The following is a 26,012-nucleotide window of genomic DNA, read 5'->3' on the forward strand; positions in this document are numbered from 1 at the left end:
TTTTGTATTGGTTCATAAAGAATGCCATTAATTTCTATGTTCGATTTGAAATACGGGAAGTATTGGTTACCTAAAAGAATCAAATTAATTAGAAAATAAGCCGTATTTACATAAATAACTATTAGAATTCTAAGTATAAAATATGGTTAGGATTATAATGTGTCTTTGAAATTTCAAAATCGAAACTTCCAACTTTTTGAAATCCCATTTTATGGTAAAAATTGATGGCTCTTTTGTTTTCAATCCAAACAGCCAACCAAATTCCTTGTTGATTATTTTCTTTAGATAAGTTCAGATTAAAATTGAATAATTCTTTGCCTAAATTTAGTCCAAAGAATTCTTTTAATAAATACAATCTACTCATTAAAGTAATGTTTTTAGCAGATATATTTGCATTTGTTTTATTTATAATTATTTTAGAATATCCGGCAATTTTATTTTTAGAATAAATTAAAAAGTATAAGTTTTCTTTATTTACTAATTCTTTTGTAAAGTTATCTTTGCTAAAATTTTTGGCAGTATAACTGTCGATATCTTTTTTATGTGCCGAATGACCATGGGCCACTAGGAAAGATTTTTTGCTAATTTTTGATAAAATTTCAGCATCTTTAATTGTTCCTTTTTGTATGCGAAACATTTATTGGAATTTTGATTATATTTTCCTTTTCAATCAATTTTTTATGACTTGATATTTTAGGTTTTGTTAAATAAAGAAAAATTAATACCAACGTTTCTTATTTTTTTTAGAGGCTTCAGATTTTCTGCCTTTTTTATTTTTATTAACAGTATTTGGCTGTAATTTTTTGTGTTTTGGTTTATTGATGATGTATGGATGGTCAACAATAATTTTAATAGTTTTTTCAATTAAAGCTTCAATAGTTTTGATGTAGCTATTTTCGTCAGGAGAACAAAAAGAAAACGCAATTCCAGACTTACCCGCTCTACCAGTTCTGCCTATTCTGTGTACATAGGTTTCTGGTATATTCGGAATATCAAAATTAATAATAGCATCTACATTTGTAATATCAATTCCACGTGCAGCTACATCTGTAGCAATTAAAATAGTTGCTTTTTTATTTCTAAAATCTTCGATAGCTTTATTTCTAATAGCTTGCGATTTATCTCCATGAATACTTACTACGTCGTAGTCATTTTTTAGTAAAGTCTGTTCTAGCTTATCAACACCAATTTTCGTACGTCTAAAAATGATGATTTTTCCATTTATCGTATTTCTCAATAAATCTAAGCACAAATCTGTTTTATTCTTTTTAGGAAGATAATATAATAGCTGTCCAATATTTTTTGCAGTAGTTTCCTCTGGATTTATTTCAATCTTAACAGATTTTTTTAACATGGTTTTAGCCAAATCATCTATTTTTTCGGGTATGGTTGCAGAAAAAAGTAAGGTTTGTTTTTTCTTAGGACATAAACGTTCTATTTTTTTTACTTCGGTTATAAAGCCCATATCAAGCATTAAATCAGCTTCATCTAACACAAAGATTTCAATAGCACTTAAATCTATGAATCCTTGTAAATAAAGGTCAATTAACCTTCCAGGAGTTGCAATTAAAATATCTACACCATGTGCTAAAATGTCTTTTTGAGGTTCTAGAGAAACACCACCAAAAACTGCTGCAGTTGTTAAATTTGTGTATTTGCTGTAGGTTTTAAAGTTTTCTAAAATTTGTATTGCTAACTCACGAGTAGGAGTGATAATCAATGATTTTATCTCTTTACCTTCTTCTTCTTTTAGACCTTGTTTATCAAACAATATTTGAATAATAGGCAACGCAAAAGCAGCTGTTTTACCTGTACCCGTTTGCGCAGAAACAATTACATTTTTTTTTGCTAACACCTTTGGTATTGCTTGTTCTTGGACTAAAGTTGGTGTGTGATATCTTTCTTCAGCAACTGCTTTTAAGATAGATTTATGGAAAGGAAATTCAGAAAACTGCATTGAATATTTTTAATGCAAAGGTAGTTTAAATGCATCTATGGTTTTTGAGGAATTATGTATTTAAAAAATAGGCTTTGTTCTGAATAGATACTTAGGTTTACTGTCTATTTTTTCACGCTTTAAAAGAACGTGGCTACCAATTTATAAACTAGAACCTTTTGTTTTTAATACTCTATTTTCCTTTTCAGCTTCCATATCTTTATATCGACCAATTACCAATCCTATAAACATTCCTAATGCTAAACCAATTGAATTTCCAGAAGCTCCAAAAGTAGTGCCAATAGCTACTCCAAAACACATGCCTAGACTCATGCCTATTGCAGTATAGTAACCTTCTGATATTAATGAAAATTTATCTTTTAAAAATTGTTTTAAAATTTGCAGCTTTTTGCTATAATATCTTCTTTTATTTTTGGCATTGGACTTTAATTTAAAAGATTTAAGTTCATCTTCAATTAGTGATATTTGTCCTTTTGATAAATCCCTATTTTTTAAATTCGTCAGAATAGTAATATACCCTTTATAAACTCGTATTTCTCGTTTACGATCTGTTTGTTTTAATAATTTTTCAAAAAACTGACTTGTTTCTGTAATTGTCATAATTTTAATCTTTATTTAATTAGTGTCTAAAATCAGATAATATTACACTTCAATAGAAAAATAATTATTTGAGCCGTTGTTTGGGTTTTTCTCTATTATTTTATTCAGCTTGTAAATCTTCCATGTCAGAAATTAATTCCGCTAGTTTTTTTAAGACACCACCGTAAACTAAATTTAAATCCCATTTATAAATTCGTTCGCCAAAAATGGCAATTAATATTATAATTAGTAACATTGAAAGTATCCAATAAACCGGCATTCCATATATCATATCAGGTTGGTAATCTCCTAATATTTTATTTAAAGAGTTGTTAAAATCATTGGAAAACCAGAATCCAGAAACCATAGCAATAAAAATGTAAGGATAAATGTAACGAGACATTTTCATGTTAACAGTAATTTGTTCTTGCATCCAAACATCGAAAGATTTTAAGTATTGATAACTGCTAACATTTGTGTCTATTTTGTTTAAACCTTTAAATAACCGTTTATTTACGAAAACCAAGACATTAAACAGAATGAACATAAGTACACCCATGACTGGAATTTTTACAAAAAATGAAACAGGTAATAGTACAAAAGAAAATACAACAACAGCATTTAAGTTAATTTTAAACATTCTTTTAAATTTATCGATTATATGAATAGATTTTTTATCGTAAAGGTTATTTAGCTTTGGAACAACCAGCGCATTTTTTTGTAAAAAACCTTCTTTCCAAATTGATTCAATTGATTTTTCCATCTAATAATTTTTTTAATCGTTCTTTAATCCTGTTTACTCGTACACCAATGTTATTTGGTGTCGTTCCAATTATTTCTGCAATTTCTTTGTTTGGTTTTTCTTCTAAATAGAGTAAAATAATAGCTCTATCAATTTCTGATAGTCGTTTAATAGCTTCATATAAGAAATTTAGATTTTCATTAGAAAAAGCAGAGTTTTCTTCACCTTCTTCATATTGATTTACAGCATCATTATTAAAGTATTGACGCGTTTTTTTCTTTTTCTTAATTAAGGTTAAACATATATTTAAAGAGAGTCTATAGATCCAAGTAGACCATTTTGAGTCACCACGAAACTTGTCTTTACTTCTCCAGATTTGCAAACAGACTTCCTGGTAATAATCCTCAAAGTCTTCTTGAGAATCAGTATATGCTCTGCAAATTTTTATAATAATTCCGGAATAGGGTAAAATTGATGATGTATAAAAATCGCTGCTCAATAATTGTTTTTTACTATTAGTGGCAGAAGTTAATGATTATTACAATTTTTTACTGTTTTTTTTTATTAAGATGTGAAGGCAGTATTTTATCACCATCCTTAAAGCCAATTTATTTTGACAGGGGCTACTACTGTAAATGGTAATAATTGGTTGGTATGGGAGAATTTTTTTTAGCTAAAATTAACAATTTTTATATGTTGGTTTCTTTTTTGAATGAGATCATTGATTGCATCCCAAAGAGAAATTCTCTTTTTTAAAGATTCCTTAGCAACTAATAATACTTCATGCCATTTTTGGTCATCATTTTCACATAATTCAGAAATCATTTCAAGCGCAAGAGGTCCGTGTTCATCTCCATCAAGTTCTATATGACGCTCTAGATAATAAGTAAGTTTGTTGTAAAGTTTGTTTTTGGAATCAGAATTTTTGAGAATTCCTATAAACATATCAGGAATTATATCTTCTCGTCCAAATGTAAATGCAGAAGCAATTAGGTGAGGTTTGTTTGTTTCAATGATTGAAAATGAATACTTTACGAAATCAGCTACTTTACTGTCTATATTAACTTCGCTTAAAGAATATTGAACCGAATTTCCCGATGCTATAAGTTTTATAAAATCATTGATTTCATTAGTGTTTGCGCTTAATTGAGACATAGCATCTAAATACATTTCAAAGTGACTCTTTGGCTCTCCTATTTCATTAATATCACTCTCTTCTCCAAAAACAATTTCATTTATAAATCTTGATAACTTTGGTTTTTTTGAAGGAGTCCATGGGATTTGAACGCTAGTAAGACTTATTTGAAGACTCTTTAAGAGTGACATAAAATCCCAAACAGAAAACACGTGATTCTCCATGAAAGTTTTAATATCAATTATCGTTTTTAAATTTTCATAAAGTTTATGATTCTGCAATTGAGTTCTCAATTCAATAATTTCATTTTCTATGTATTGCAGTCTTTGTGCAGCGTTTTTTGCTTCCATATAATTAGTAATGTAAAATGTTTAATTTGTCATACTATATAGTTAAACAAATTTACTTATTTTTTTTATAAATCTAATTATAAAATAATATTTTTCACATAGCGATTTAAAGTTTTTCTCTTTGTTAACAATAGGTAAGAGGCAATGTTGTTTTTTAATCAGTAGGTTGTTTAGTAGTCTTTTGTATAGTCGAGTAATATTATAATTAATTTTACTTACTGTTTACAATGATTAAACACTATTTTGCTCCAAGGCCTTTTTTAACCATAATATTCCATCAGGATTAATTAAAAAATAACTTTATGAAAATGACTTACAACATAAGTTTTATATAACTTATAAACTGATTTAATAATCATAATTCGTAGTGAGGTGTTTTTAATATTGCAAATAGTTGAAAAGCTTTATTAACTGCACTGCGATACTAATAGATATAGGTTTGTACCAAAATAAACGAATAATGAAATGATTTGATGCAAACAAACAATGCGGCTTATCAGTAAGTAACAGTAAAAGATCGTTATAGTTTTGTAGAAATATTGTCAATTGGAAGAACTAATAAATAATCATAAAGTTTATTTTATAATACGTGTCAACAGAAACAGAATTCTAGTTATAGCATGTATACGAAGGCTTCTTTTTAAGAAAGGTTTTCATCACGATGAAAGCGCAATTAAATAAAAATTTAATAAAAATTATTTAGATTAGTATTGAATTGAATTATAAGTATTGCTTTTTTAATTCATCAACGACTTTTTCAATAACATAAGAAATTTTAGAAATAAGTTTATTTAGATCTCCTGATGATTGATGCTTTTCTGCATTCTTTTCAAGCGCTTTAATTTCATCTCTTAAGACATCTATTCCCATTGTGTTTATAGATGGCTTAATTCTATGTGCTATAGCTTTAACTTTGTCATAATCCCCGATATCATATGCTGCCTTTAATTCATTAAGCGATTTAGGTGTATGATTAATAAATATTAGAATCATTTTATGGATAAATTCTTTGTTTCCTCTTGCTATTTTTTCTAATTTACTTAGATTATATAATGACAGTTGCTTTTCATTTTTAAAATTTTCTAGAATGAGCTTTTGAGGTCTCTCTAACGAATTACAAATGGCTTTAAGGAATTCTTCTTCTTCAAATGGCTTTGACAAGTAATCATTCATTCCTAGGTTGATGCATTTTTCCTGCTCACCTTTTATTGCATTTGCTGTTAGTGCGATAACAGGAATATTCATTTTCAATTCTTCTCTAATTATTTTTGTGGCCTCATATCCATTTAAAATTGGCATTTGCAGGTCCATAAGTACTAGGTCAAATGTGTTATTTTTTATCTGTTCTAAGGCATATGAACCATTTTCAACTTCTGTAACTTCTACGTCATATTCATCTAGAATTAGATCTACAACCATTCTATTCATCTCATTATCATCAACAACCAATATTTTTTTACCTTTTAAAATTTTGGTATTTACAGAAGTAATACTCTTTTCTATCAGATCAAATTCTGTTCCTTTTTCAAAATTAAATATGATTTTGATAGTCGTTCCCTTATTCTTTTGGCTTTCTACTAAAATATCACCATCCATACCATCAACTAAGAATTTTGTTATGCTCATTCCTAAACCAGTACCTCCAAAACGTCGAGCAACTGATGCGTCTTCCTGAATAAATTTTTTAAATAAATTTTTTAAAAATATAGGCTCCATTCCAATACCAGTATCCGTCACTGCGAATTCTATTTGTTGCATTGCATCATTTTCCTCTAAAACTTTACAACGGATATCTACGCTACCAATAGCTGTGAATTTAATTGCATTTGAAACAAGGTTGAGTAATATTTGGTTAATTCTAAAGGGGTCGCCAATTAATATAGAAAATAATCTTCTATCACATAAAGAATTAGTCAATTTAAGTCCCTTTTTTTTAGCTTTATGGCTCATTACCTGAATTACTCTTTCTACTACACTCTTTGGTTCAAAGCCAATTTTCTCAAATAATAGTTTGCCTGATTCTAATTTTGAAAGGTCGAGTATGTCGTTAATAATTACCAGGAGACTTTCAGAAGCATTTGAAATAGTATCTAAATAAATAAGTTGTTCTTTATTTAAATCTGTTTTATGTAATTGGCGGCTCATACCAATAATAGCATTCATTGGTGTTCTAATTTCATGGCTCATGTTCGTTAAAAAAGTTTGTTTAGTTTGTGCTAGTTCTTCTGTGATTTTTTTAGCAATTTTTAGTTCTTTTTCTGCTAAAATTCGACCAGTAATATCAACTGCAAAACCAATTACATAAGGCTCTTCTCCTTTTTCTTCTTTCAGGTAATTATTGTAAAGACAATATGTAATATTGCCGTTCTTGTGAACAACTCTAAATATTCCTGAAGCTTCTTTTTTTTGTTTTATTTTATTTAAATAATTTTCATTGAACATAATTTTGTCCTCAGATAGTGTAAAATCTTTTAATGAACGACCGATTACTTCATCTTCTTTGTACCCATATAGTTTAGTGATCATCGGGTTTGCTGTTAATAATCTCCCACCCAAATCGTGTGTGGTTACTAATGCCATACAGTTGTCAATTACGTCTCTGTACCTTTTTTCACTTTGTATTATTTGTTGTTGAATTTTTCTGCTTTGAGTAATATCAACACCATAGCCAATTACTAAAGCTACCTCGTTAATACTATTAAGTACAGGGTAAAAATATCGCAAGATATATTTGATTGTCCCGTCTGGTTGTTTCAATTCTTCTTCCCAACTTTTTAGCTTTTTAGATTCTAGAATGGTATTAAATAATTTTCTTCTGCTCTCAAGAAGAGCTAAAGGTTTATTTTTTTTTCGCATATAGTCTTCATCTTTTTTACCAATAAGCCATTTTCGAAGAGTTGAATCATTAATTGCTTGCGGGTTCAAATAGAGAAATTCATGTTTTTTATTAAATACGACGATTTCTGCAGGGATATTGTCTAAGATCTGTTCGTAGAAAATTCCGTGATCTTTAAGTTTTTGTTGTGCTTGTTTTTCGAATGTAATATCTTCTTCAATAGCGAAAAAATTAATTACTTTTCCTTGTTTATCAAAAATGGGCTGACCATTTATTCTTAACCAATATCCTTCACCTGATTTTTTGTAATTAAAAACTTCACAAGAAAAGGGTTTAGATTTTAGAATCTGTTGTTTCATATAAGCCTTGGTTTCTTGTTTGGTTTCCTCTCCTTGTAAAAAACTTCCAGGAGTTTGGCCTTTGGCTTCAGATAAAGTATAGCCAGTCACTTTTTCAAAGGCTTTATTAACCCATTCTACCTTTCCTGTTGGATCGGTAATAACAACAGCATTTTTTGTTTGCTGAACAATAAGTGATAATTTTTCTAATTCCTGAGAATATTTTTTTCGTTGAGTAATGTCTCTTCCGTAAATATTAATATACCCTTCATGAGGCATTGCAATACATGCAAATGAATAATTAATATTGTTTGAATCGGCTTCAATAGTCCACCTTGTCGCATTTTCGAAGTTAAGAGATAAAATTAATTTAAAAAAAACATCATTTCTGTAAGTTTTTCCTTCATATTCAATAAAATTAAGTTTTTCTGCTACAGGGTTATTTTGTATAATATCTCCTTGATAGTTAATCCTAAATAATGGATCTGGGTTTTGCTGAGGAAATAAAGCGATATCACGCACCTTCTTGCTTACATTTTTTAAATCCTTCTTCTGCTTATTGATAGTAGAAATTAACTGTTTAAGGTCATGATTAGTAGTTTCTTGAGATTTCATCACATGAAGCAAATCAATAAGAGGATCATGCTTGGCAAAATCATCAATTACAAGATTGTTTTCTTTTACTTGTTCCATAGAACTAAACCAAGGAGATCCTGCAAACAATACTTGATTTGTATCTTTCAAATATTCAAACTGGCCTCTTAGCTTATAATTAGCGTAGGTTGTTGGTTCCAAAACTACTAATTGATTATTTAATTTTATTAAATCATCGATGGAGTTAATAGGTGTAAGAGGTTTTGGAATGTTAAAATAATGATTGAATTGTTGTACATTTTTCAAATCACATATTTTACTCAGAGATTTTCCTAGAGCAATAACCTTTAAATCTCGGTTTATTAATATATAGAAGGGAAATAGACGATTTAATTGTTCTGTGTTAAATGAAAAAGGATGGGTCATAGGTTATCAGCTTACTTTAAATATTTCTTGAGTATTTCCGTTATCACGACTTTCAATTAATTTTCATAAAATGAAGTAATTGGAAAGATTTGATTGTTTAATTGACAACTCCCGACTTCATTAGAAGGTGAAATTTGCTTTCATAAATCTAACCTTAGATCCTATAGGAACATCCCTGGCAAAAGACATACTACTATCTTTCTTATTAGTTGAAAGAATGGTTTGTATAATTGGTTTTGTATCTCCAGGAATGATTACTGATAATGGAAATAATAGTCCACATTCTGGTAGTTTTTTTGATTCAGAGTCTAAATTTTTTTTTTGCAATCCTAATGCATTTTGATTTTCCAATTTTAATAATTTATTTTCGGAAGAGTTTGTAATTTTTTTTTCAAACCAAAAGTATCCCAGATTCCCAAAGATTGATGTGTCATTGTTAAATAGTTGCCATAAAAACTGATGGGAATAATTTCACCGTCTTTTGGTTGTTTATTTAACCCTGTTAATGTGCTGTTGAAATTTGCGTCATTATCAGTTAAGCCTCTTGTAACTGGTACATTTTTATCTATTTGTGCTGTTAATCCTTTTAAAAGTTCGCTTCTACCTACTAAGCTACTGTCAGGGAGTATCAATATATGAAAGAGATTTTTTTTCGGTAATTTTTTAGCTAGTCTGACTGTTTTGGCAGAGGAGTTTTGATAGTTTTTAATATGATCAGTAGTTGCTTCAATTGTTGTTTTGTCAAATTGAATTGCGGTACAAATAAGTGAATCATCCCTCTCGTAATAATGATAAATTTCAGTTGCCGTAATAGACATCGCTACTTCATTGATTAGAAATTTTAATTTAATGTTGCTGTAAATGGTCTCTTTTTCCAGTATTGATTTTGAAGCAAAACACAAAGCCAGCTGAAACTTCTTATCATTAATTAATTGGATATTGGGATTATTTCCCCAAGCTTTTTCCGTAAATTTATAAAGAGATGTATTCATTAAAATAAAATTGAACTAAGATGTTTTTCATTTATAGAGCTAAAATCATACCATATGAAATATTTCTGTAATAACCTGTAGTTCAATTTATTGTGTGTTGCTTAGATGGTTATTTAATCCGATTTCCGGAAATTGTTCCATTTTTCGGAAAAAGACTCCTAATCTGAGTCTAACTCTCCGTTTTTCAACATTTTGTAAATTGTGCTTTTACCTATGTCTAAATCTTTAGCAGCGGCTATGACGTCATTATTGTTTTTCTTAAGATAATATTTTATAATCTCACGAGTATATTGTTTTAAAGTTTTTTGCTCGTTTATAAAAACTTCTTTGTTCTTGGAAGTTGTAAAAGTGATATCATTTGCGGTTATTTTATTGTTCTCGCACAAAACGGCTGCTAAGTCGATAATTGCTTTTAACTCTCTTACGTTACCTGGGAAATAATAATGCAATAATTTAGTTTTTGCTTCTTGAGCAAAATGAATAATTCCCATATTGTTTTCTTTGGCAAAATCATCTACAAAATATTTTGCGAGGATTAAAATATCTTCACTCCTTTCGCGCAAAGGAGGAAGTTTTATGGGTAAACCCATAACACGAAAAAACAAGTCTTCTCTAAAAGTTCCTTTGCGTACCTCTTCTGCAAGATCTTTATGGGTGGCAATAATTAAGCGAACATCTAATTTAATGTTTTTATTTCCGCCAACTCTAACGAATTCTCGCTCCTGTAATACTCGGAGCAGTTTAGCTTGGATGCTCAGATTAAGTTCTGCAATTTCGTCTAAAAACAAAGTCCCTCCATTAGCTTCTTCAAATTTCCCTATTTTTTGTTTAATAGCTCCGGTAAAAGCTCCTCTTTCATGTCCAAATAGATCGCTTTCAATCAATTCGAAAGGAATGGCAGCCATATTAACAGCAATAAAATTCTTTTTATTTCTAGAACTATTATAATGAATAGCCTTTGCAACTAATTCTTTACCAGTTCCGGTTTCTCCTGTAATTGAAATATTAATATTTGTTTTAATAGCCTTTCCCATCATCCCATAAATTCTTTTTATTGAATCACTTTTTCCGATAATGGTATTTTCAAATGAATACTTTTGCCCTAATTCTTCTTTTAAATACGCTACTTCTTTTTTTAAATTTTGAGTTTCTCGTATTCTTATAATGCTATTCCATAATAAATCTTTTGTTGCCTCATCTTTTATGATATAATCACTAACTCCCATTTTAAGTAATTTCACTGCAACCGCAATATCCTCTTGAGAGCTAATCATGATTACTGGGACATTTGGATTAACCTCTCTTATCTTTTTATAGATTTTATCACCTCTTAAATCGGGTAATAAAAAGTCTAATGTTATTAAATCTGGTTTTAAGGACATTTTAGAAAGACATTCCTGACCAGAACTAAAAAGGGTTACTTCATAATCCGGATTTAAGCTAAGGTGGTATTGTAATATTTGGCTATACCAAGGATCGTCTTCTACAATAAAAATAGTATATTTATTCATTAAAAAAGTTCATTGTTTAACTTGTTTATTGCAATATAAAGAAATTTTCCAAAATATAAAATATTTTCCGGAATATAGATTTTTTTTAAAATCCACGCAAACCTCTCGATTATCCTTTAAAGATTAATCTCAAAAAGAGGTTTCTTTATTTTTTTGGTTTTGTAGGATTTTAAAGCACTGAAAAAAGAATTAATATCAATTATTCATTCTTAAAAACTAAAATGGTCGAATAAAAACAAGTCTTTATTTTTTAAATAGTTTAATAAAAAAAAGTTTTATATTCACTCCAATATTTGGGTTTATTCCATTTTATAGAATAAAATGCTTTCAGTGAAATTGTTAATCCTTAGTAATGAGCTGTTTACGTTTTGGCATTGGTTTTGTCTATTTGGTAAGTGTAAGAAATACAAAAAGCATTTAGAATTTTAAAATAGTTTAAAATCATTTCATTTTTTTTGATTTTTAATATTGTTAAAGGTAATACTACATGCTGCTTTTGAAATGAATCTTAGATTTTTCAAATCAGGTTTTTCTTTATTACTATATTTAAAAATGGTTTTGTGCCATTATTTCAATTGCAATGAATTATGAAATTAAGAACAAACAAAAATAAACATGAAGGGCAATTATATAATTTATCCCTAATAAAAAAAATGTGCAGAGGAAATGAGAAACAGATTGAAAAAATGATTCAAGCTTTTATGCGTCAAACTTCAAGGTCAATTTTAGAATTAAAGTTTGCAAGTGCTGAAAATGATTTTTTAAAAATAAGAGCAATAGTTCATAAAATAAAACCGTCTTTTACATATTTTGGCTCGGTTAAATTAGAAAATGAAGTAAAAGTAATAGAAGCTTTATTTTTAGGGGAACTTGAAATCGTTAATTTACAATCCAGAATTGATATTTTGATGGATTTAGTTCATCAAGTAATATCTAAAATGAAAAATGATTTTAAACTGTAATGTTAATTAAAGTTATGAGAAAAAAAATACTAGTGGTTGATGATGAAATAACAATATGCCTTTTGTTAGAGAATTTTCTTTCTGAAGAGTATGATGTTATTTCGTTTAATAATGGTATAAACGCCCTCGAATGGTTGGAAGGCAATCTTCCTGATCTTATTATCAGTGATATTGAAATGCCTAATATGGATGGATATGAATTTTTAGGTCAAGTTCGTGATAGAGGCTTTACAAAGCATACACCCATTATCATGTTGTCGGCAAAATCTGAAAGTAAAGAGCGTATAAAGTGCTATAAACTTGGAGCGCAAGATTATCTAACAAAACCGTTTAATCCTGAAGAGCTTGAAGAATTGGTGAAAAAGAATCTTTTTCCAATTCATTATTCTATAAATTGGTAGTGATTCAAAAATATATAATAAATAATACCTATTAATGAAATCTTATTTAAATATATTATATGTAGGAAATGATCAACAGTTTTTGGAAAACCTTCAGAAACAAGAGTCTATTTCTATTAAAGTTATGAATAATAATTTGTTAGCAGAAAATTTCCTTAATAATACGAGGAAACTAGACGCAATTTTTTGCGATTTTGATTTACCAGAGACTAATGGTATGTTTTTGTTTGATTGGGTAAAAAAACAAAATATTTACGATGAAGTTCCATTTATTCTTTTGGATAAAAAGTTTAATAGCGAAGTATTTAAGCTTGCGTTTAGCAAAAGAGTGGATGATTATTTTATTTCTACTTCTGTTTCACCCGAAAGCTTAGTGAAGCGGATCAAATTCCTTCGTGATTTGAAGAGAAAGACATTTTATTCACCCGTTAAAAATGGAAAGAAGAAAGGGTATAAAATGCCATTTTCAAAACGCATTTTTGATGTTTTTGTTGCATCTAGTGTTTTAGTGGTGGCGACTCCTTTTCTTTTAGTAGTAATTATTGCTATCCGATTGGAATCTAAAGGTAAAGTTTATTATACTTCAAAAAGAGTTGGACGTAAAACGTTCAATTTTTATAAACTACGTTCCATGCGAACAGGTTCTGATGCGATGCTAAAAAAACTAGCAAAAGAAAAAAACCAGTACAACACAGCTTCCAGTTCAACAACTGATTCTATGAATACCCAATGCCCTAAGTGCTTTAAATTAGCAATGGGAGAAACATGTTCTCCAATGATGTATGTAGATAAGTATCATATTTGTGACTATTGGCACAATGTTCAAAAGAACGAAACCTCCAAGAACAATTCTACTTTTGTAAAAATTCTTGATGATCCTCGCGTAACTAAGGTAGGTAAGTTTATCAGAAATACGAGTATAGACGAACTACCACAACTTATAAATGTTTTAAAAGGTGACATGTCTATTGTTGGTAACCGTCCTTTACCAGTTTACGAAGCAGAAATGCTTACAGCCGATACCTTATCAAAAAGATTTTTGGCTCCTGCTGGTATTACTGGTTTATGGCAGGTTGAGTTAAGAGGAAAAGGTGGTTCGATGTCAGAGCTTGAAAGAATAGAATTAGATAATGAGTATGCACATCACTTCATCGATAATAATTTTTCATTTTGGTACGATGTAAAGCTAATTTTACGAACAATTCCAGCACTATTGCAAAAGTCAGCAGTGTGATATTAAATATATAAAAGATTTTAACAATGAGTTTTTTTTTAAAATTTATAATTATCGTTATAGTGCTTAGTTGCTTCATGCCTTCATTAATGGCTCAAACACCCGAACCAGGAGGTGTGTCTATTATAAAAGATGAATTTAAATTCCCTTCACTTGAAGTTGTTATAGATTCTGTGTTGAAACGAAGTGCTATGGTGCGTTTCCGGAAGAATAATATTGGAGTTACGAAATCTGCATTAGCCTCGGAGCGTATATATTGGTCTAAAAATTTAGGAGCTCAAGCTGATACTAGATATGGTAATTTAAGCAATTTTGCGACCAGTGAAGATGGTTTTTCTAATACAGCAGCTTTAACAACAAGCAAACAGTTTAATTATAGTGTCGGTTTTTTTGTGAAGTTTCCTTTGTTTGATGGTCTTAATCGCAAAAATCAAATTAGATTGGCGAAATTTGAAGTTGATGCGGCAAAAGATATGTTAGAATTTGAAAAGGAACAATTAAGAAAAAGGGTAATAGTCCTATATCAAGACTTAATATTAAAGCAAAAAATACTTCAAATAAAATCGAGAAGTTTAGGTGACGGTCGTGTAAATATGCAAATGGTTGAAAAAGAATTTAGAAATGGAATAGTACCAATAGCCGAGTACGTAAGGATAGTTGGAATAACAGAAAGTATGGAAGCAGATTACGCAAAAGCAATGTCTGAATTTATTACCACCAAGCTATTGTTAGAAGATATGGCTGGGTTTGTACTTGGTTTAACACGCTTAAATTAAAGAGATGACTATAATTGAATTTGTAAGGTTAATTTTAAAGCATTTGGTTCTATTAATTGTAGTTCCATTGTTTCTTGGTTTGATGGTTATTTTGCTTACAATGAACCCATCTTATGAATTTTCTTCTCAAACCATTTTATATACAGGCTTGGCTACAGGTTCATCTATTCAAATGGATAAAAAGTATAATTATCAAGCAACTAATTCGGCTTTTGATAATTTAATTAATATTATTAAATCAAGGGAGACTCAAGAAGAGGTTGCTGTCAGATTATTAGCGATTCATCTTATGTTGCCAGAAGCAAATCCCAAATATATTTCAAAGGAATTATATGAGAAGCTAAAGAGTAAAGTTCCTGAAGAAATATACAATTATATTGAAAATGGAACCAATGGCAATGTTATGACAGACGAAATATTAGCTGTTAGTGATCCGTTTCCAGAAGAAATAGACAGGCACAATTACGAAAAAACTGTTCAAAATTTATTGACATTAATGAGAAGTGGCAGTGATAACTTTATATATGAACTGTTAAATTATGAAGATGATAATCATTATTCTCTTAACGCAATATCTAAAATAGAGGTTCAAAGAATTAACAATAGTGACTTACTAAAATTAAGTTATACCGTTAATGACCCTGGTATTTGTCAGCAGACCCTTGCTATTTATAATAGCGTTTGTACCGTTAATTATAAACATATAAAGGAAAACAGATCAGGCTCTGTAGTTAAATATTTTGAAACGGAACTAAATAAAGCAAAAATCAGCTTAAAAGAGGCAGAAAGCAAACTTCTTGAGTTTAATAAAAGTTCTAACATTATAAACTATTATGAGCAAAGTAAAGCTGTTGCTGTTGTAAAAGAAGAATTGGAAGTTGATTACAAGATGAAAACAGCAGAATTAGCTGGACTTGAAGCAGGAACAAAACGTTTAGAAGATAAATTACAAATGCAAGAAGTTATTCAGATAAAGAGTAATAGTATTCTAGACAAACAGAAAGAACTCGGAGATCTAAATTATGAGATTGCCTTAACACAAGCCGAAATTGAATCTAGTAATAATGACGCAGACCTTATAAAAATGGTTCGTTTAAAAAACCAAGGTGAATTATTAACTAACGCTATAAAAAAAGGTATTGATGAATTATACTCATATCAAAATTCAATTGACGGGTTACAAATATCTCAAGTGCTTCCAGATTGGATGAGCAATGTTGTTGAAACTGAAAATCTTAAAGCGAAAATTAAAGTCATCGATGCACAGAAGGATGACTTTCAAGAAGTATATGCAAACTATGCCCCTGCAGGCGCCAATATGAAAAGACTTGAACGTGAGATTGCTGTTGCAGAACAGGGTTACTTAGAAATTCTTCATGGATTGAATTTGGCGAAGCTAAAATTACAAGACAGTGAGCTATCTTCGAGTTTAAAAACTGTTGATGAGCCATATTATCCCTTATCTCCAAATCCAACAAAAAGACCGATCCTTATTATTGCGGCGGCTTTTATAGGAGGTATTTTAACACTAGGGATAATTTTTGTCATGGAGTATTTTGATGATACCCTTAAAAATTCTATTAAAGCCAGTAAAGAAACAGGACTTACCTCCTTAGGAATGATACCTAAAATTATATTAGATCCTGGAAGTATCAATTTACCTATTATACAAAAACGCGTCATTGAAATTATCACACAGAATATATTACAATATTTTGGTGTGCAGAATTCAAAACAAAAACCAAAAACTATTATCGTCTTTAGTACACAAAAATTAGAGGGTAAAACAGTTTTAGCTGGCAATATTGCAAAAACATTAAAGCAAGAGGGTAAAAAAGTATTACTACTCAATTATGACGAACAAAAAGAGCCTCTAAAGCAGCAACGAAAATCTCCTATCATAAATAAAATTTTAGGTTATCCAGATCCTCGTATAGATCTAGATAATTTATTCTTGGCAGATGCATCTACTTATCTTGATTTTTCAGAACACTATTCTTATGCTATGAATAGCGCGTTTTTCAACGCAAAAAGTTACATGGATCTTTTAGAGCCAAATAATATTGTACTCGATTACACACCAGACTTTGTTATCATAGAATTACCAGCGATAATCTATTATAATTATCCTGCAGAATTAATTTCTAATGCTGATTTAGACATTCTTGTGTGCCGTTCTAATAGAATATGGTCAGATGCAGATGAATCTGCTATTAGTAATTTAAGAGAAGCTTGTGGCCCCAAACTTAATATTATTGTAAACGGTGTTAAATTAAATGAGATTGAATCCGTTTTGGGAGATTTACCAAAAAAGCGCACCAAGTTTAGAAAAAAACTCAAATCAATATTCAAATTTCAATTTTTATCAAAAAATCAAATCTAAAATAGCCTACATATGAAAATGCTTAAAAAAATAGCTAGAGAAGATAACTTTCTGTCATTAACAGGAAATCTTGTTATTGCTGTTTTAGGTATTGCTGGCTTTGCTTTACTCGCACGAAGTCTATCGTTAGATGTCTTTGGTGAATGGGTTTTATTTATCACAGGTGGCTCTTTTGTAGAAATGTTTCGATTTGGTATTACCAATACAGGTTTAATTCGTTTTTTATCAGGAGCTGATGAAGCCTCTAGAACAAAACTAATAGGATCAAATGCTTTAATTGGTTTAGGGTCCACTGTTCTCATCGCCATCATCTTAGTGTTTTGTTATAATTTTTTTAACAATACCATTAGTAACTCTGGTTATAACCTATTTTTTAAATGGTATCCATTATTAGCCTTTTTAAATCTGCCTTGGAACAATGCTTTAGTCGTATTACAAGCAGATAGAAAATATGGAAAAATTTTAGCTATTAAATCCATAAAAAGCGGGCTCTTTTTTCTGATAATTTTAGTTCATTTCTTTTTTCTTGAAATGACATTAACCCAATTAGTTATTGGGCTACTTATTGTTAATGCTATCACATCTTTGGTAACGATAATTTTAGGTTGGGATGGCACTAAATACATCACAAAAGCAAGTGTAGAAACCAATAAAACACTACTAAATTTCGGGAAATACACCACGTTTACCTTAATAGGCACAAACTTATTAAGAAGTGCCGATACTGTAATTATTAGTTTAAGCCCAATGGGAAGTGCCGCTGTGGCGCTTTATAGTATTCCTCTTAAGCTTACTGAATTACAACAAATTCCTTTGAGAAGTTTTGTGGCAACCGCATTCCCTAAAATGTCTAAAGCCAGTGTTCAAGGGAAAGTTGAAGAAGTGAGAGATTTATTTTACACCTACTCAGGTGCGCTTACCTATTTATTTGTGTTTATGAGTTTATTCACTTTTGTCTTTGCTGAGTTTTTGGTGTTAATTCTTTCCGGAGAACAATATTTACAAGTTGATCCAATTACAGGGTTTAATGTTGTCGATATTGTTCGTGTATTTTCTATTTACGGATTGTTATTACCAATTGATAGAATGACAGGCATTGGTCTAGATAGTATCAATAAACCAAACATTAATGCCATAAAAGTATTTATCATGGTCGTCGCTAATGTTATAGGAGATTTTATAGCCATTTTCATTTTTAAATCATTAATTCTAGTTGCCGTTGCCTCTATACTATTCACTTTAATTGGTATTTGGATGGGCATGTACTTTTTAAATAAAGAATTGACGTTGTCCTATAAAGAAATTTTTTCGAGTGGAATTAATTTCTATAAGACCATTTTTAATAAAGTCACCCATAATCGTTTTTCGAAATCTTATAAATAAACACATTGAATACAAATAGTAAACATATAAACCCTTTTGATAAGATCTCAGGTTCGGCTAGTTTAGCCAAACCAAAGGTTATTTTACTATTATTTGCAGGAATAGCTCTAATAGCATTAATACTTGCTAAAATGGAAGTAGCTGGGGCAGGTTTAGTGTTCGCAATCTTCTTTGGTGCTATTTATATATATCTATTATTTAAAAACCCAATTATTGGATTTTTCACGGCGATTGGTTATAACTTTCTTGTACTTGGTATTGGACGCTATATAAAAGGTATACCTCTTGGTTTTGGTATCGATGGACTTATGATATTAACTTTCATAGCGCTTATTTTTTCTAGATTTAGAGATCGTGTTGATTGGTCCCCAGCAAATAAGCATATTACAATTTTGGCTACTATTTGGTTAGGATATTTCATATTTGAACTTGTAAACCCTGAAGCTAGAATGATAGAACCGTGGATCGCTGGTAGAGGGGTAGGATTTTATTTCTTGTTCTTTGTGATTCTTACCTTTATGCTTATAAACACAAATAAAAGATTAGATACATTTCTATACATTTGGGGTGTGTTTTCCATACTTGCAACATTTAAAGGCATGGGACAAATGATTTTTGGATGTGATTTTGCAGAGCAAGCTTGGTTGGATAATGGAGCTGCTGAAACTCATGTATTATTTGGTAAACTCAGAATATTTTCTTTTTTCAGCGATGCGGGGCAATTTGGTGGAAATCAAGGCTATGCTGGAGTTGTCTTTCTTATTTATTCCAGTGCTAAAAAGGGGCTTCCTAAAATATTCTTTATTACAGTAGGCATATTAGGATTATATGGCATGTTAATATCAGGTACAAGAGGCTCAATCGCAGTACCTTTTGCTGGCTTTATGACTCTTTTGGTTTTAAAGAAAAATATTAAAATACTTAGCATCGGTCTTTTATCTGTTGCGCTCATATTTGTGTTTTTTAAATTTACGATGATCGCAAATAGTAACGCCCAAATAAGAAGAATGAGAACTGGGTTTGATCCCAATAATCCATCCTTGCTAGTTAGAAAAGCGAATCAAGCAATTCTCAAAGGGTATCTCGCCTCTAGACCCTTTGGAGGCGGTATTGGTCATGCAGGGGATAAAGCACAGCGTTTTTTACCAAATGCATTTCTTTCTCATGTTGCCACAGACAGCTGGTACGTCATGATTTGGGCTGAGATGGGCATCATTGGCCTAACATTACATCTCATTATTTTATTTTATGTTATAGGCATGGCTTCTTTTAAAGTCATGTTCAGAATTCGAGATCCAATAACAAAGATAAAGATGAGTGCTTTAATTTGCGGCATGGCCGGAGTTATGGTGGCATCTTACGGAAATGCTGTATTAGGCGGTTTGCCAACAGCTTTATTAATTTACGCTTCTATGGCACTCATGTCAAATCCAGAAATATTTGAAGTACCAAATAAAGAACAAGAATTAATTACTGTATAAAAATCATTTAAGACTTAAAACAGATATTAAAATGCAATAACAGAATCTATAACCCCTAAAATCTATCACCATGACTTACCTAACAATAATAAACACAGATTATCTTGTATTACACAGGTTAAATTGTATGTCTTGTGATATCGATTTAAAAGATTCTAAATCGTATTTATATGAACTTGAACGCTTTCATTATATACCATTTCCTGGCAAATATTCACTAAAAGTAAGAGAGAAAAATAGGAAATTCTAATGACACTAGGTATCTGAAATAGATAACCCAAACGCTTTTAGATTAATTAACTAAAAATACTCATTATGTTACTTCTTAATATTATTCAAACCATTTTACTTATTCTTTTAGGCTTAGCCACACTATATATTTTTATATTTTCAATAGCCAGCCTATTTTATAAACAAAAAACGTATTCAGATAACGGAAATATGAAAACAATAGCTGTTCTCATTCCTGGTTATAAAGAAGACCAAGTTATCGTTGAAGTTGCTAAACTAGCTTTAGAACAGGAATACGATAAAAGTCTTTATGATGTGATCATTATAGCCGATTCATTTAAAGATAAAACTTTAGAGACTCTAAAATCCTTACCCGTAAAATTAATTGAAGTTAGCTTTGAAAAAAGCACAAAATCAAAGGCTTTAAATAAAGCTATGGCTTCATTAGATAGAGCCTACGATATTGCTGTAGTTTTAGATGCTGACAATGTAATGGCACCTGATTTCTTAAGAAAAATCAACGCGGCATTTGAGCACGATTTTATTGCTGTACAAGGGCACAGAACGGCAAAAAATACAAATAATTCTTGGGCTACACTCGATGCTATAAGTGAAGAAATAAATAACAATATCTTTAGAAAAGGTCACCGAGTTCTCGGCCTATCCTCTGCTATTATTGGATCGGGAATGGCATTTAGATATAACTATTTTAAAGCATTGATGTCAACTGTAACAGCTGTTGGTGGTTTTGACAAAGAAATTGAACTTAAAATGCTTAAAGAAGGTCGTAAAATTGTGTACTTAAGTGATGCCGTAGTTTTTGATGAAAAAATACAAAAATCAGAAGTCTTCGGAAATCAACGTCGCCGTTGGCTATCTGCTCAGTTTCATTATTTTAGAAAAGATTTTCTTAATGCACTTAAAGATTTAATAACTAAAGGTAATGTAGATTATTTTGATAAAGCCATTCAATTTATACAACCACCAAGAATATTATTATTAGGTGCTGTAGTCCTTTTTAGTATTGGTTTTGTTTTAGCAAACTACCTTTTAGATAACCAAATTCCATATTCTAATTACTGGATCATTTTAGGCTTAGCATGCATCTTATCCTTTGTTTTTGCAGTGCCGCGTGCATATTATAACTCAAGAACATTAAAGGCCTTAATAAGTTTACCTAAAGGCATGCTTATGATGTTACTGTCGTTACTAAAAATAAAAGGAGCTAATAAGACATTTATTCATACACAGCACACGTCTAACGCAGAAGAAATAAGCACTAAATAAAATATTAATAACGCTTTAACAGAACTGATGAAAAGTAAAAAGCTTGAGAAATTAGAAGCCATTAGAGGGTTTTGCGCACTATATGTTGTGCTTTTTCATATGCTCCCTCAAAAAATATACATATTAGATATTAATGTAGGGTTTCTTTTTCGATTTGGTTCAGAGGCCGTTATTATGTTTTTTATACTAAGTGGGTTTGTTATAAAATATTCTTGGGAAAAATCGCAAGATAAATCCTTTAGAAATTTCTTTTTCAAACGGTTCACAAGAATTTACATCCCACTCATCTTTGTATTACTCTTAGCCTTTTTAATAAAAAGTTATCATGAAGGAGGCTTGGCAGATCCAGAATGGAAAACGCTTTTAGGCAACTTGTTTATGCTTCAAGACATAGCTTCGCTCAAACCAAATGTAATTTCTTCAGTTTATATGGGCAATGGTGTGCTTTGGTCACTATCTTATGAGTGGTGGTTTTATATGCTGTTTTTTGTGTTATCAAAAAAAATAAAGCCAGCTCAACTTAATACATGGGTTAATATGATTACAATTATAGCTGCCCTATCCTACCTTATTTACCCATTCTTCTTAAATCGAATTCTCATGTATTTCGCTATTTGGTGGATTGGTGTTCGGTTTGCTGATACGTATCTCAAAGTAGAACTTTATACTTTTAAATCGATTAAAGTATATAGCTACGTTCTAATTTCAATACTCGCAATTTTAGGTGTCAATTTTTATATAAATTTTGAATACACCAAAATTTACAACTATCCTTTAGTGGCCTTTCCTTTTATTGAATTAAGGCATTTTGTTTTTGCCATTTTAGCCATGTTTGCCGGAATTATTTGGAATAAGCTACACTGGTTTGGTTTTAATAACATATTTGGAGTATTTAAGTATTTAGCACCTTTCTCTTATGCAATTTATATTTCGCATCATTATTTGGTAATTGAAGCAACGTATCTAAGTTTTATCAATAACAAAATCATAGAATATAGTATCTATCTCATTTTGATGCTTGTTTTTTCATATGTCCTCGAAGTAGTGATATATAATAAAATTAAAAAAATTCTTACCGACAGACAGTTAAAAATCAAGTCTCCATTAAAATACAATACATTATGAAAATAGGAATAGAAGGTCAACGTATTTTTCGTAAAAAGAAACATGGTATGGACATGGTTGCTTTGGAGCTCATTAAAAATCTTCAAATCATAGACCAAGACAATGAATATTTCATCTTTGTAAAACCAGATGAAGATACATCCGTACTTAAAGAAACATCCAATTTTAAAATCATAGAATTAAGTGGTGGACCCTACCCTACTTGGGAGCAAATAGCCTTGCCAAAAGCTGCAAAAAAATACGGTTGTGATGTACTGCATTGTACCAGTAACACAGCGCCATTTTTTACAGATATTCCTTTAATTACTATACTCCATGATATTATTTATATGGAAAGTGGCTATTTAAAAATACTTAAAAGCAGCGCAAGCACCTATCAGAAATTCGGAAATATATACAGAAAACTAGTAGTACCGCGTGTTGTTAAAAAGAGTAAAAAAGTTATCACAGTATCTCACTTTGAAAAAAATAGAATTGGGGAGTTCTTTGGTATAAAAGGTAATCCTAAGCTAGATGCTATTTATAATGGAGTCAGTGAACACTTTAAGCCTGTAAGCGATAAAGAAGAGCTCAAAAGGGTAAAGAAAAAATATAATTTACCAGACAACTATTTCTTTTTCTTAGGAAATACAGACCCTAAAAAAAACACCAAAGGGACATTGAAAGCCTTTTCAGATTTTTTGAAACAAACAAAATCTCCTCATAAACTGGTAATGCTCGATTATGATCAAACCGAACTTAATAAGCTTTTAATTGAGATTAATGACGTAGACCTTATCAATCACATCGTATTAACGGGCTATGTTATAAATACAGACTTACCTGCCATTTATTCGCAATGCGATGTCTTTTTATACCCTTCATTAAGGGAAAGTTTTGGTATTCCAATGTTAGAAGCCATGTCTTGTAACGTGCCGGTTATAACCTCTAACACGTCATCAATGCCAGAAGTTTCTGGTGATGCAGCACACATCGTAAACCCATTTAATCCTGAAGAAATTACACAAGGCCTTATAGAAATATTAAATAATGACAACTATAGAACATCACTTTGCAATAAAGGCTTAGATCGCAGTAAACAATTCTCTTGGCATAATATGGCCAAAGATTATCTGAGACTATATGAGTTAATTCATTCAGAACATTCAAAAAAAAAATAGATTATGGATACAAAATCTCAACAACCAATGGTATCAATCGTAAGTGTTAATTACGATCAACCCGATGTGACTTGCGAAATGTTAGAAACGTTACGAAGCGTTACGTATCCTAATTTTGAAACATTAATTGTAGATAACGCCTCGCCATCAACCTCACCAGCGATTATAAAAGAAAAATACCCTGAAGTTGAACTCATTATAAGTGATGAAAATTTGGGTTTTGCTGGCGGTAATAATATCGCTCTAAAACAAGCAAAAGGCGATTATATCTTGCTATTAAACAATGATACTGAAGTTCCTCCAGACTTTTTAGACGGTTTAGTAGATTTAATGGAGTCTAATAAAGACATAGGAATTGCAAGTTCTAAAATTCTTTATTTCTATGAAGACAATGTTATACAATATGCGGGTGCATCACCAATTAACCCAATTACATCACGAGGTAGCCATTACGGCTATAAAGAAGTAGATAATGGACAACATAACAAAATAGCAGAAACGTCATATCCACATGGTGCTTGTATGATGATACGGAAAAGTGTTTTAGAAGAATTAGGATTACTCTACGAGGGGTATTTCCTTTATTATGAAGAACTTGATTTCGCAGAACGTGTAAAACGCGCAGGATATAAAATTTATTACCAACCCAACTCTTATATTCTGCATAAAGAATCTATTTCTACTGGTAAAAATAGCCCACTTAAAACCTATTATATGAATAGAAATAGGGTTTTATTTATACGAAGAAACAGCAAAGGTATAACGTTTTTACTAGCGATAATTTATTTCTTCGTCATTTCACTTCCAAAAAACACCATCAAATATTTATTTGAGAAAAAACATTTATCTGCCTTGTATAGAGGTGTTATTTGGAATATCAGCAATTTCGACATTAACAAAAATGAGCAGTTATGATTAAAGGTAAAGACATCATCGTAGTTGGTATCCAAGCATGGGATATAGAAATTGGTAGTAATTGTAAGAATATCGCTGTTGAAATGAGTCACCACAACAGGGTTTTGTATATCAATTCTCCTTTAGATAGAATTACAAAATTTAAAGAAAGGCACACAGAAAAAGTCAAAAAGAGACTGCGTATTAAATCTGGTGAAGTATCTGATCTAGAAACTATTGAAACAAACCTATGGACCCTATACCCTAAAAGAACTATTGAATCTATTAATTGGATAAAATCTAAAAGGATTTTTGACAGTGTTAATAGAATGAACGCTAAAAAATTCACAAAGGACATTAAAAGTGCTATTGACAGACTCGAGTTTAAAGATTACATAATTTTTAATGATAGCTCAATGTTTTTAGGACAGTATTTAAAAGAACTCCTACGGCCAAAGCTATATGTTTACTATATGCGTGACTACCTAACAAAAAACCCATATTGGAAAAAACATGGTGTAAGACTAGAACCTAAATTGATAAAAAATGCAGACCTCGTCGTAAATAATTCAACACTATATGCTGAATACGGAGCTAAATTCAATAAGCATAGCTATATGGTTGGTCAAGGTTGCGACACCAGCTTATTCAATGACCTAGAGCGAGACATTACGGCATCAAAAGATTTTGAAAACATTCCAAAACCTATTATTGGCTATGTTGGCTTTTTGTCTAGTAGAAGATTAAGTATTGAAATTATTGAGCATATGGCAGCTGCTAAACCCGAATGGTCAATTGTTTTAGTGGGACCTGAAGACGATAACTTTAAGGCGTCTAATTTACACAATCTAACGAATGTCCATTTTTTAGGAAGTCGAGATTCTTCAGAACTCCCAAACTACATTAAAGGTTTTGATGTTGCTATGAACCCACAATTGATTAATGATGCAACAATTGGAAACTATCCACGTAAAATTGATGAATATTTAGCCATGGGTAAACCCACTTTAGCATCAGCAACGAAAGCTATGGATTATTTTAAAGATTATACGTATTTGGGTGTCACCAAAGAAGATTATGTGATTTTAGCAGAAAAAGCGCTAAAAGAAAATAATACAGAACTAGAAATGAAGCGCAGAGCCTACGGGACTAGTCATAGTTGGGTTAATAACGTAAAAGAGGTTTATAAATACTTGCTGCTAGTAGCAGAAGAAAAGGGAATTAAAATTTAATTA

At 30.5% G+C, this 26,012-nt stretch carries 22 protein-coding genes; 12 read left to right on the forward strand and 10 right to left on the reverse strand.

Features of this window, described 5'->3' with window-relative positions; genetic code table 11:
* Window positions 1-121 precede the first annotated feature (121 nt).
* The 10 genes from ATE90_RS03050 to ATE90_RS03095 all read right to left on the reverse strand — a co-directional run bounded on the left by ATE90_RS03050 (window position 122) and on the right by ATE90_RS03095 (window position 11,460).
* Window positions 122-637: a GNAT family N-acetyltransferase gene (locus ATE90_RS03050; protein ID WP_036783797.1), complete on the reverse strand. Its 516-nt coding sequence runs from the start codon at window positions 635-637 to the stop codon at window positions 122-124.
* Window positions 638-718: 81 nt separating this feature from the next.
* Window positions 719-1,957, reverse strand: a complete 1,239-nt coding sequence (locus tag ATE90_RS03055) for a DEAD/DEAH box helicase (protein WP_101450779.1) — start codon at window positions 1,955-1,957, stop codon at window positions 719-721.
* A 141-nt stretch (window positions 1,958-2,098) separates the two neighbouring features.
* Window positions 2,099-2,557 carry a hypothetical protein gene (locus tag ATE90_RS03060; protein ID WP_036783801.1) on the reverse strand — a complete coding sequence of 153 codons (459 nt, stop codon included), beginning with the start codon at window positions 2,555-2,557 and terminating at the stop codon, window positions 2,099-2,101.
* Window positions 2,558-2,657: 100 nt separating this feature from the next.
* Window positions 2,658-3,299, reverse strand: coding sequence for a hypothetical protein (locus tag ATE90_RS03065; protein ID WP_101450781.1), 642 nt, complete (start codon window positions 3,297-3,299; stop codon window positions 2,658-2,660).
* A complete protein-coding gene (locus ATE90_RS03070; protein WP_036783806.1) occupies window positions 3,283-3,777 on the reverse strand; it encodes an RNA polymerase sigma factor in 495 nt (164 codons plus the stop codon). The genes ATE90_RS03065 and ATE90_RS03070 overlap by 17 nt, the downstream gene beginning before the upstream one ends.
* Before the next feature lie 170 nt (window positions 3,778-3,947).
* Window positions 3,948-4,763, reverse strand: coding sequence for a DUF3050 domain-containing protein (locus ATE90_RS03075; protein WP_036783808.1), 816 nt, complete (start codon window positions 4,761-4,763; stop codon window positions 3,948-3,950).
* A 720-nt stretch (window positions 4,764-5,483) separates the two neighbouring features.
* Window positions 5,484-8,957 carry a PAS domain S-box protein gene (locus ATE90_RS03080; protein WP_101450783.1) on the reverse strand — a complete coding sequence of 1,158 codons (3,474 nt, stop codon included), beginning with the start codon at window positions 8,955-8,957 and terminating at the stop codon, window positions 5,484-5,486.
* Between the two features lie 120 nt (window positions 8,958-9,077).
* Entirely contained in the window at window positions 9,078-9,308 is a 231-nt protein-coding gene (locus tag ATE90_RS03085) for an FIST C-terminal domain-containing protein (protein WP_052107487.1), read from the reverse strand.
* 2 nt (window positions 9,309-9,310) lie between these two features.
* The gene (locus ATE90_RS03090) at window positions 9,311-9,949 is read right to left on the reverse strand and encodes an FIST N-terminal domain-containing protein (RefSeq protein WP_052107488.1); all 639 of its coding nucleotides are present in this window, start codon (window positions 9,947-9,949) and stop codon (window positions 9,311-9,313) included.
* A gap of 158 nt (window positions 9,950-10,107) precedes the next feature.
* Complete coding sequence (locus ATE90_RS03095; protein WP_036783809.1) at window positions 10,108-11,460, reverse strand: sigma-54-dependent transcriptional regulator; 1,353 nt, start codon at window positions 11,458-11,460, stop codon at window positions 10,108-10,110.
* A 587-nt stretch (window positions 11,461-12,047) separates the two neighbouring features.
* On the opposite strand from ATE90_RS03095, the gene ATE90_RS03100 reads away from it, so the two are divergent.
* The 12 genes from ATE90_RS03100 to ATE90_RS03155 all read left to right on the forward strand — a co-directional run bounded on the left by ATE90_RS03100 (window position 12,048) and on the right by ATE90_RS03155 (window position 26,009).
* On the forward strand, window positions 12,048-12,422 hold the full coding sequence (locus ATE90_RS03100; RefSeq protein WP_036783811.1) for an Hpt domain-containing protein: 375 nt from the start codon (window positions 12,048-12,050) through the stop codon (window positions 12,420-12,422).
* A 14-nt stretch (window positions 12,423-12,436) separates the two neighbouring features.
* Window positions 12,437-12,823: a response regulator gene (locus ATE90_RS03105; RefSeq protein ID WP_036788047.1), complete on the forward strand. Its 387-nt coding sequence runs from the start codon at window positions 12,437-12,439 to the stop codon at window positions 12,821-12,823.
* 34 nt (window positions 12,824-12,857) lie between these two features.
* Window positions 12,858-14,057, forward strand: a complete 1,200-nt coding sequence (locus tag ATE90_RS13865) for a sugar transferase (protein WP_036783814.1) — start codon at window positions 12,858-12,860, stop codon at window positions 14,055-14,057.
* 89 nt (window positions 14,058-14,146) lie between these two features.
* Window positions 14,147-14,833, forward strand: a complete 687-nt coding sequence (locus ATE90_RS03115) for a TolC family protein (RefSeq protein WP_162178836.1) — start codon at window positions 14,147-14,149, stop codon at window positions 14,831-14,833.
* 4 nt (window positions 14,834-14,837) lie between these two features.
* On the forward strand, window positions 14,838-17,216 hold the full coding sequence (locus tag ATE90_RS03120; protein ID WP_101450785.1) for an exopolysaccharide transport family protein: 2,379 nt from the start codon (window positions 14,838-14,840) through the stop codon (window positions 17,214-17,216).
* Between the two features lie 12 nt (window positions 17,217-17,228).
* Entirely contained in the window at window positions 17,229-18,599 is a 1,371-nt protein-coding gene (locus ATE90_RS03125) for a lipopolysaccharide biosynthesis protein (RefSeq protein WP_036783821.1), read from the forward strand.
* A 5-nt stretch (window positions 18,600-18,604) separates the two neighbouring features.
* On the forward strand, window positions 18,605-20,080 hold the full coding sequence (locus tag ATE90_RS03130) for an O-antigen ligase family protein (protein ID WP_052107489.1): 1,476 nt from the start codon (window positions 18,605-18,607) through the stop codon (window positions 20,078-20,080).
* Window positions 20,081-20,395: 315 nt separating this feature from the next.
* Window positions 20,396-21,598 carry a glycosyltransferase gene (locus ATE90_RS03135; protein WP_036783824.1) on the forward strand — a complete coding sequence of 401 codons (1,203 nt, stop codon included), beginning with the start codon at window positions 20,396-20,398 and terminating at the stop codon, window positions 21,596-21,598.
* Window positions 21,599-21,625: 27 nt separating this feature from the next.
* Window positions 21,626-22,723, forward strand: a complete 1,098-nt coding sequence (locus ATE90_RS03140) for an acyltransferase family protein (protein WP_036783825.1) — start codon at window positions 21,626-21,628, stop codon at window positions 22,721-22,723.
* Window positions 22,720-23,883 (forward strand): glycosyltransferase family 4 protein, encoded by a 1,164-nt coding sequence (locus tag ATE90_RS03145; RefSeq protein WP_036783828.1) that lies wholly within the window; start codon window positions 22,720-22,722, stop codon window positions 23,881-23,883. The genes ATE90_RS03140 and ATE90_RS03145 overlap by 4 nt, the downstream gene beginning before the upstream one ends.
* A gap of 3 nt (window positions 23,884-23,886) precedes the next feature.
* A complete protein-coding gene (locus tag ATE90_RS03150) occupies window positions 23,887-24,798 on the forward strand; it encodes a glycosyltransferase family 2 protein (protein WP_036783832.1) in 912 nt (303 codons plus the stop codon).
* On the forward strand, window positions 24,795-26,009 hold the full coding sequence (locus tag ATE90_RS03155) for a glycosyltransferase (protein ID WP_101450787.1): 1,215 nt from the start codon (window positions 24,795-24,797) through the stop codon (window positions 26,007-26,009). Before ATE90_RS03150 ends, ATE90_RS03155 begins: the two co-directional genes overlap by 4 nt.
* The last annotated feature ends 3 nt before the right edge of the window (window positions 26,010-26,012 follow it).

Origin of the sequence: Polaribacter sp. Hel1_33_96 (assembly GCF_002846595.1) — a bacterium.
Taxonomy (GTDB): Bacteria; Bacteroidota; Bacteroidia; order Flavobacteriales; family Flavobacteriaceae; genus Polaribacter.

What these genes read in the sequence shown, in the direction of transcription:
- ATE90_RS03115 (WP_162178836.1), top strand. Translation starts at nt 14,147, where the DNA reads ATGGCTCAAACACCCGAACCAGGAGGTGTGTCTATTATAAAAGATGAA.
- ATE90_RS13865 (WP_036783814.1), top strand. Translation starts at nt 12,858, where the DNA reads ATGAAATCTTATTTAAATATATTATATGTAGGAAATGATCAACAGTTT.
- ATE90_RS03145 (WP_036783828.1), top strand. Translation starts at nt 22,720, where the DNA reads ATGAAAATAGGAATAGAAGGTCAACGTATTTTTCGTAAAAAGAAACAT.
- ATE90_RS03065 (WP_101450781.1), bottom strand. Translation starts at nt 3,299, where the DNA reads ATGGAAAAATCAATTGAATCAATTTGGAAAGAAGGTTTTTTACAAAAA.
- ATE90_RS03125 (WP_036783821.1), top strand. Translation starts at nt 17,229, where the DNA reads ATGAAAATGCTTAAAAAAATAGCTAGAGAAGATAACTTTCTGTCATTA.
- ATE90_RS03075 (WP_036783808.1), bottom strand. Translation starts at nt 4,763, where the DNA reads ATGGAAGCAAAAAACGCTGCACAAAGACTGCAATACATAGAAAATGAA.
- ATE90_RS03100 (WP_036783811.1), top strand. Translation starts at nt 12,048, where the DNA reads ATGAAATTAAGAACAAACAAAAATAAACATGAAGGGCAATTATATAAT.
- ATE90_RS03060 (WP_036783801.1), bottom strand. Translation starts at nt 2,557, where the DNA reads ATGACAATTACAGAAACAAGTCAGTTTTTTGAAAAATTATTAAAACAA.
- ATE90_RS03050 (WP_036783797.1), bottom strand. Translation starts at nt 637, where the DNA reads ATGTTTCGCATACAAAAAGGAACAATTAAAGATGCTGAAATTTTATCA.
- ATE90_RS03150 (WP_036783832.1), top strand. Translation starts at nt 23,887, where the DNA reads ATGGATACAAAATCTCAACAACCAATGGTATCAATCGTAAGTGTTAAT.
- ATE90_RS03095 (WP_036783809.1), bottom strand. Translation starts at nt 11,460, where the DNA reads ATGAATAAATATACTATTTTTATTGTAGAAGACGATCCTTGGTATAGC.
- ATE90_RS03090 (WP_052107488.1), bottom strand. Translation starts at nt 9,949, where the DNA reads ATGAATACATCTCTTTATAAATTTACGGAAAAAGCTTGGGGAAATAAT.
- ATE90_RS03055 (WP_101450779.1), bottom strand. Translation starts at nt 1,957, where the DNA reads ATGCAGTTTTCTGAATTTCCTTTCCATAAATCTATCTTAAAAGCAGTT.
- ATE90_RS03135 (WP_036783824.1), top strand. Translation starts at nt 20,396, where the DNA reads ATGTTACTTCTTAATATTATTCAAACCATTTTACTTATTCTTTTAGGC.
- ATE90_RS03120 (WP_101450785.1), top strand. Translation starts at nt 14,838, where the DNA reads ATGACTATAATTGAATTTGTAAGGTTAATTTTAAAGCATTTGGTTCTA.
- ATE90_RS03105 (WP_036788047.1), top strand. Translation starts at nt 12,437, where the DNA reads ATGAGAAAAAAAATACTAGTGGTTGATGATGAAATAACAATATGCCTT.
- ATE90_RS03080 (WP_101450783.1), bottom strand. Translation starts at nt 8,957, where the DNA reads ATGACCCATCCTTTTTCATTTAACACAGAACAATTAAATCGTCTATTT.
- ATE90_RS03140 (WP_036783825.1), top strand. Translation starts at nt 21,626, where the DNA reads ATGAAAAGTAAAAAGCTTGAGAAATTAGAAGCCATTAGAGGGTTTTGC.
- ATE90_RS03155 (WP_101450787.1), top strand. Translation starts at nt 24,795, where the DNA reads ATGATTAAAGGTAAAGACATCATCGTAGTTGGTATCCAAGCATGGGAT.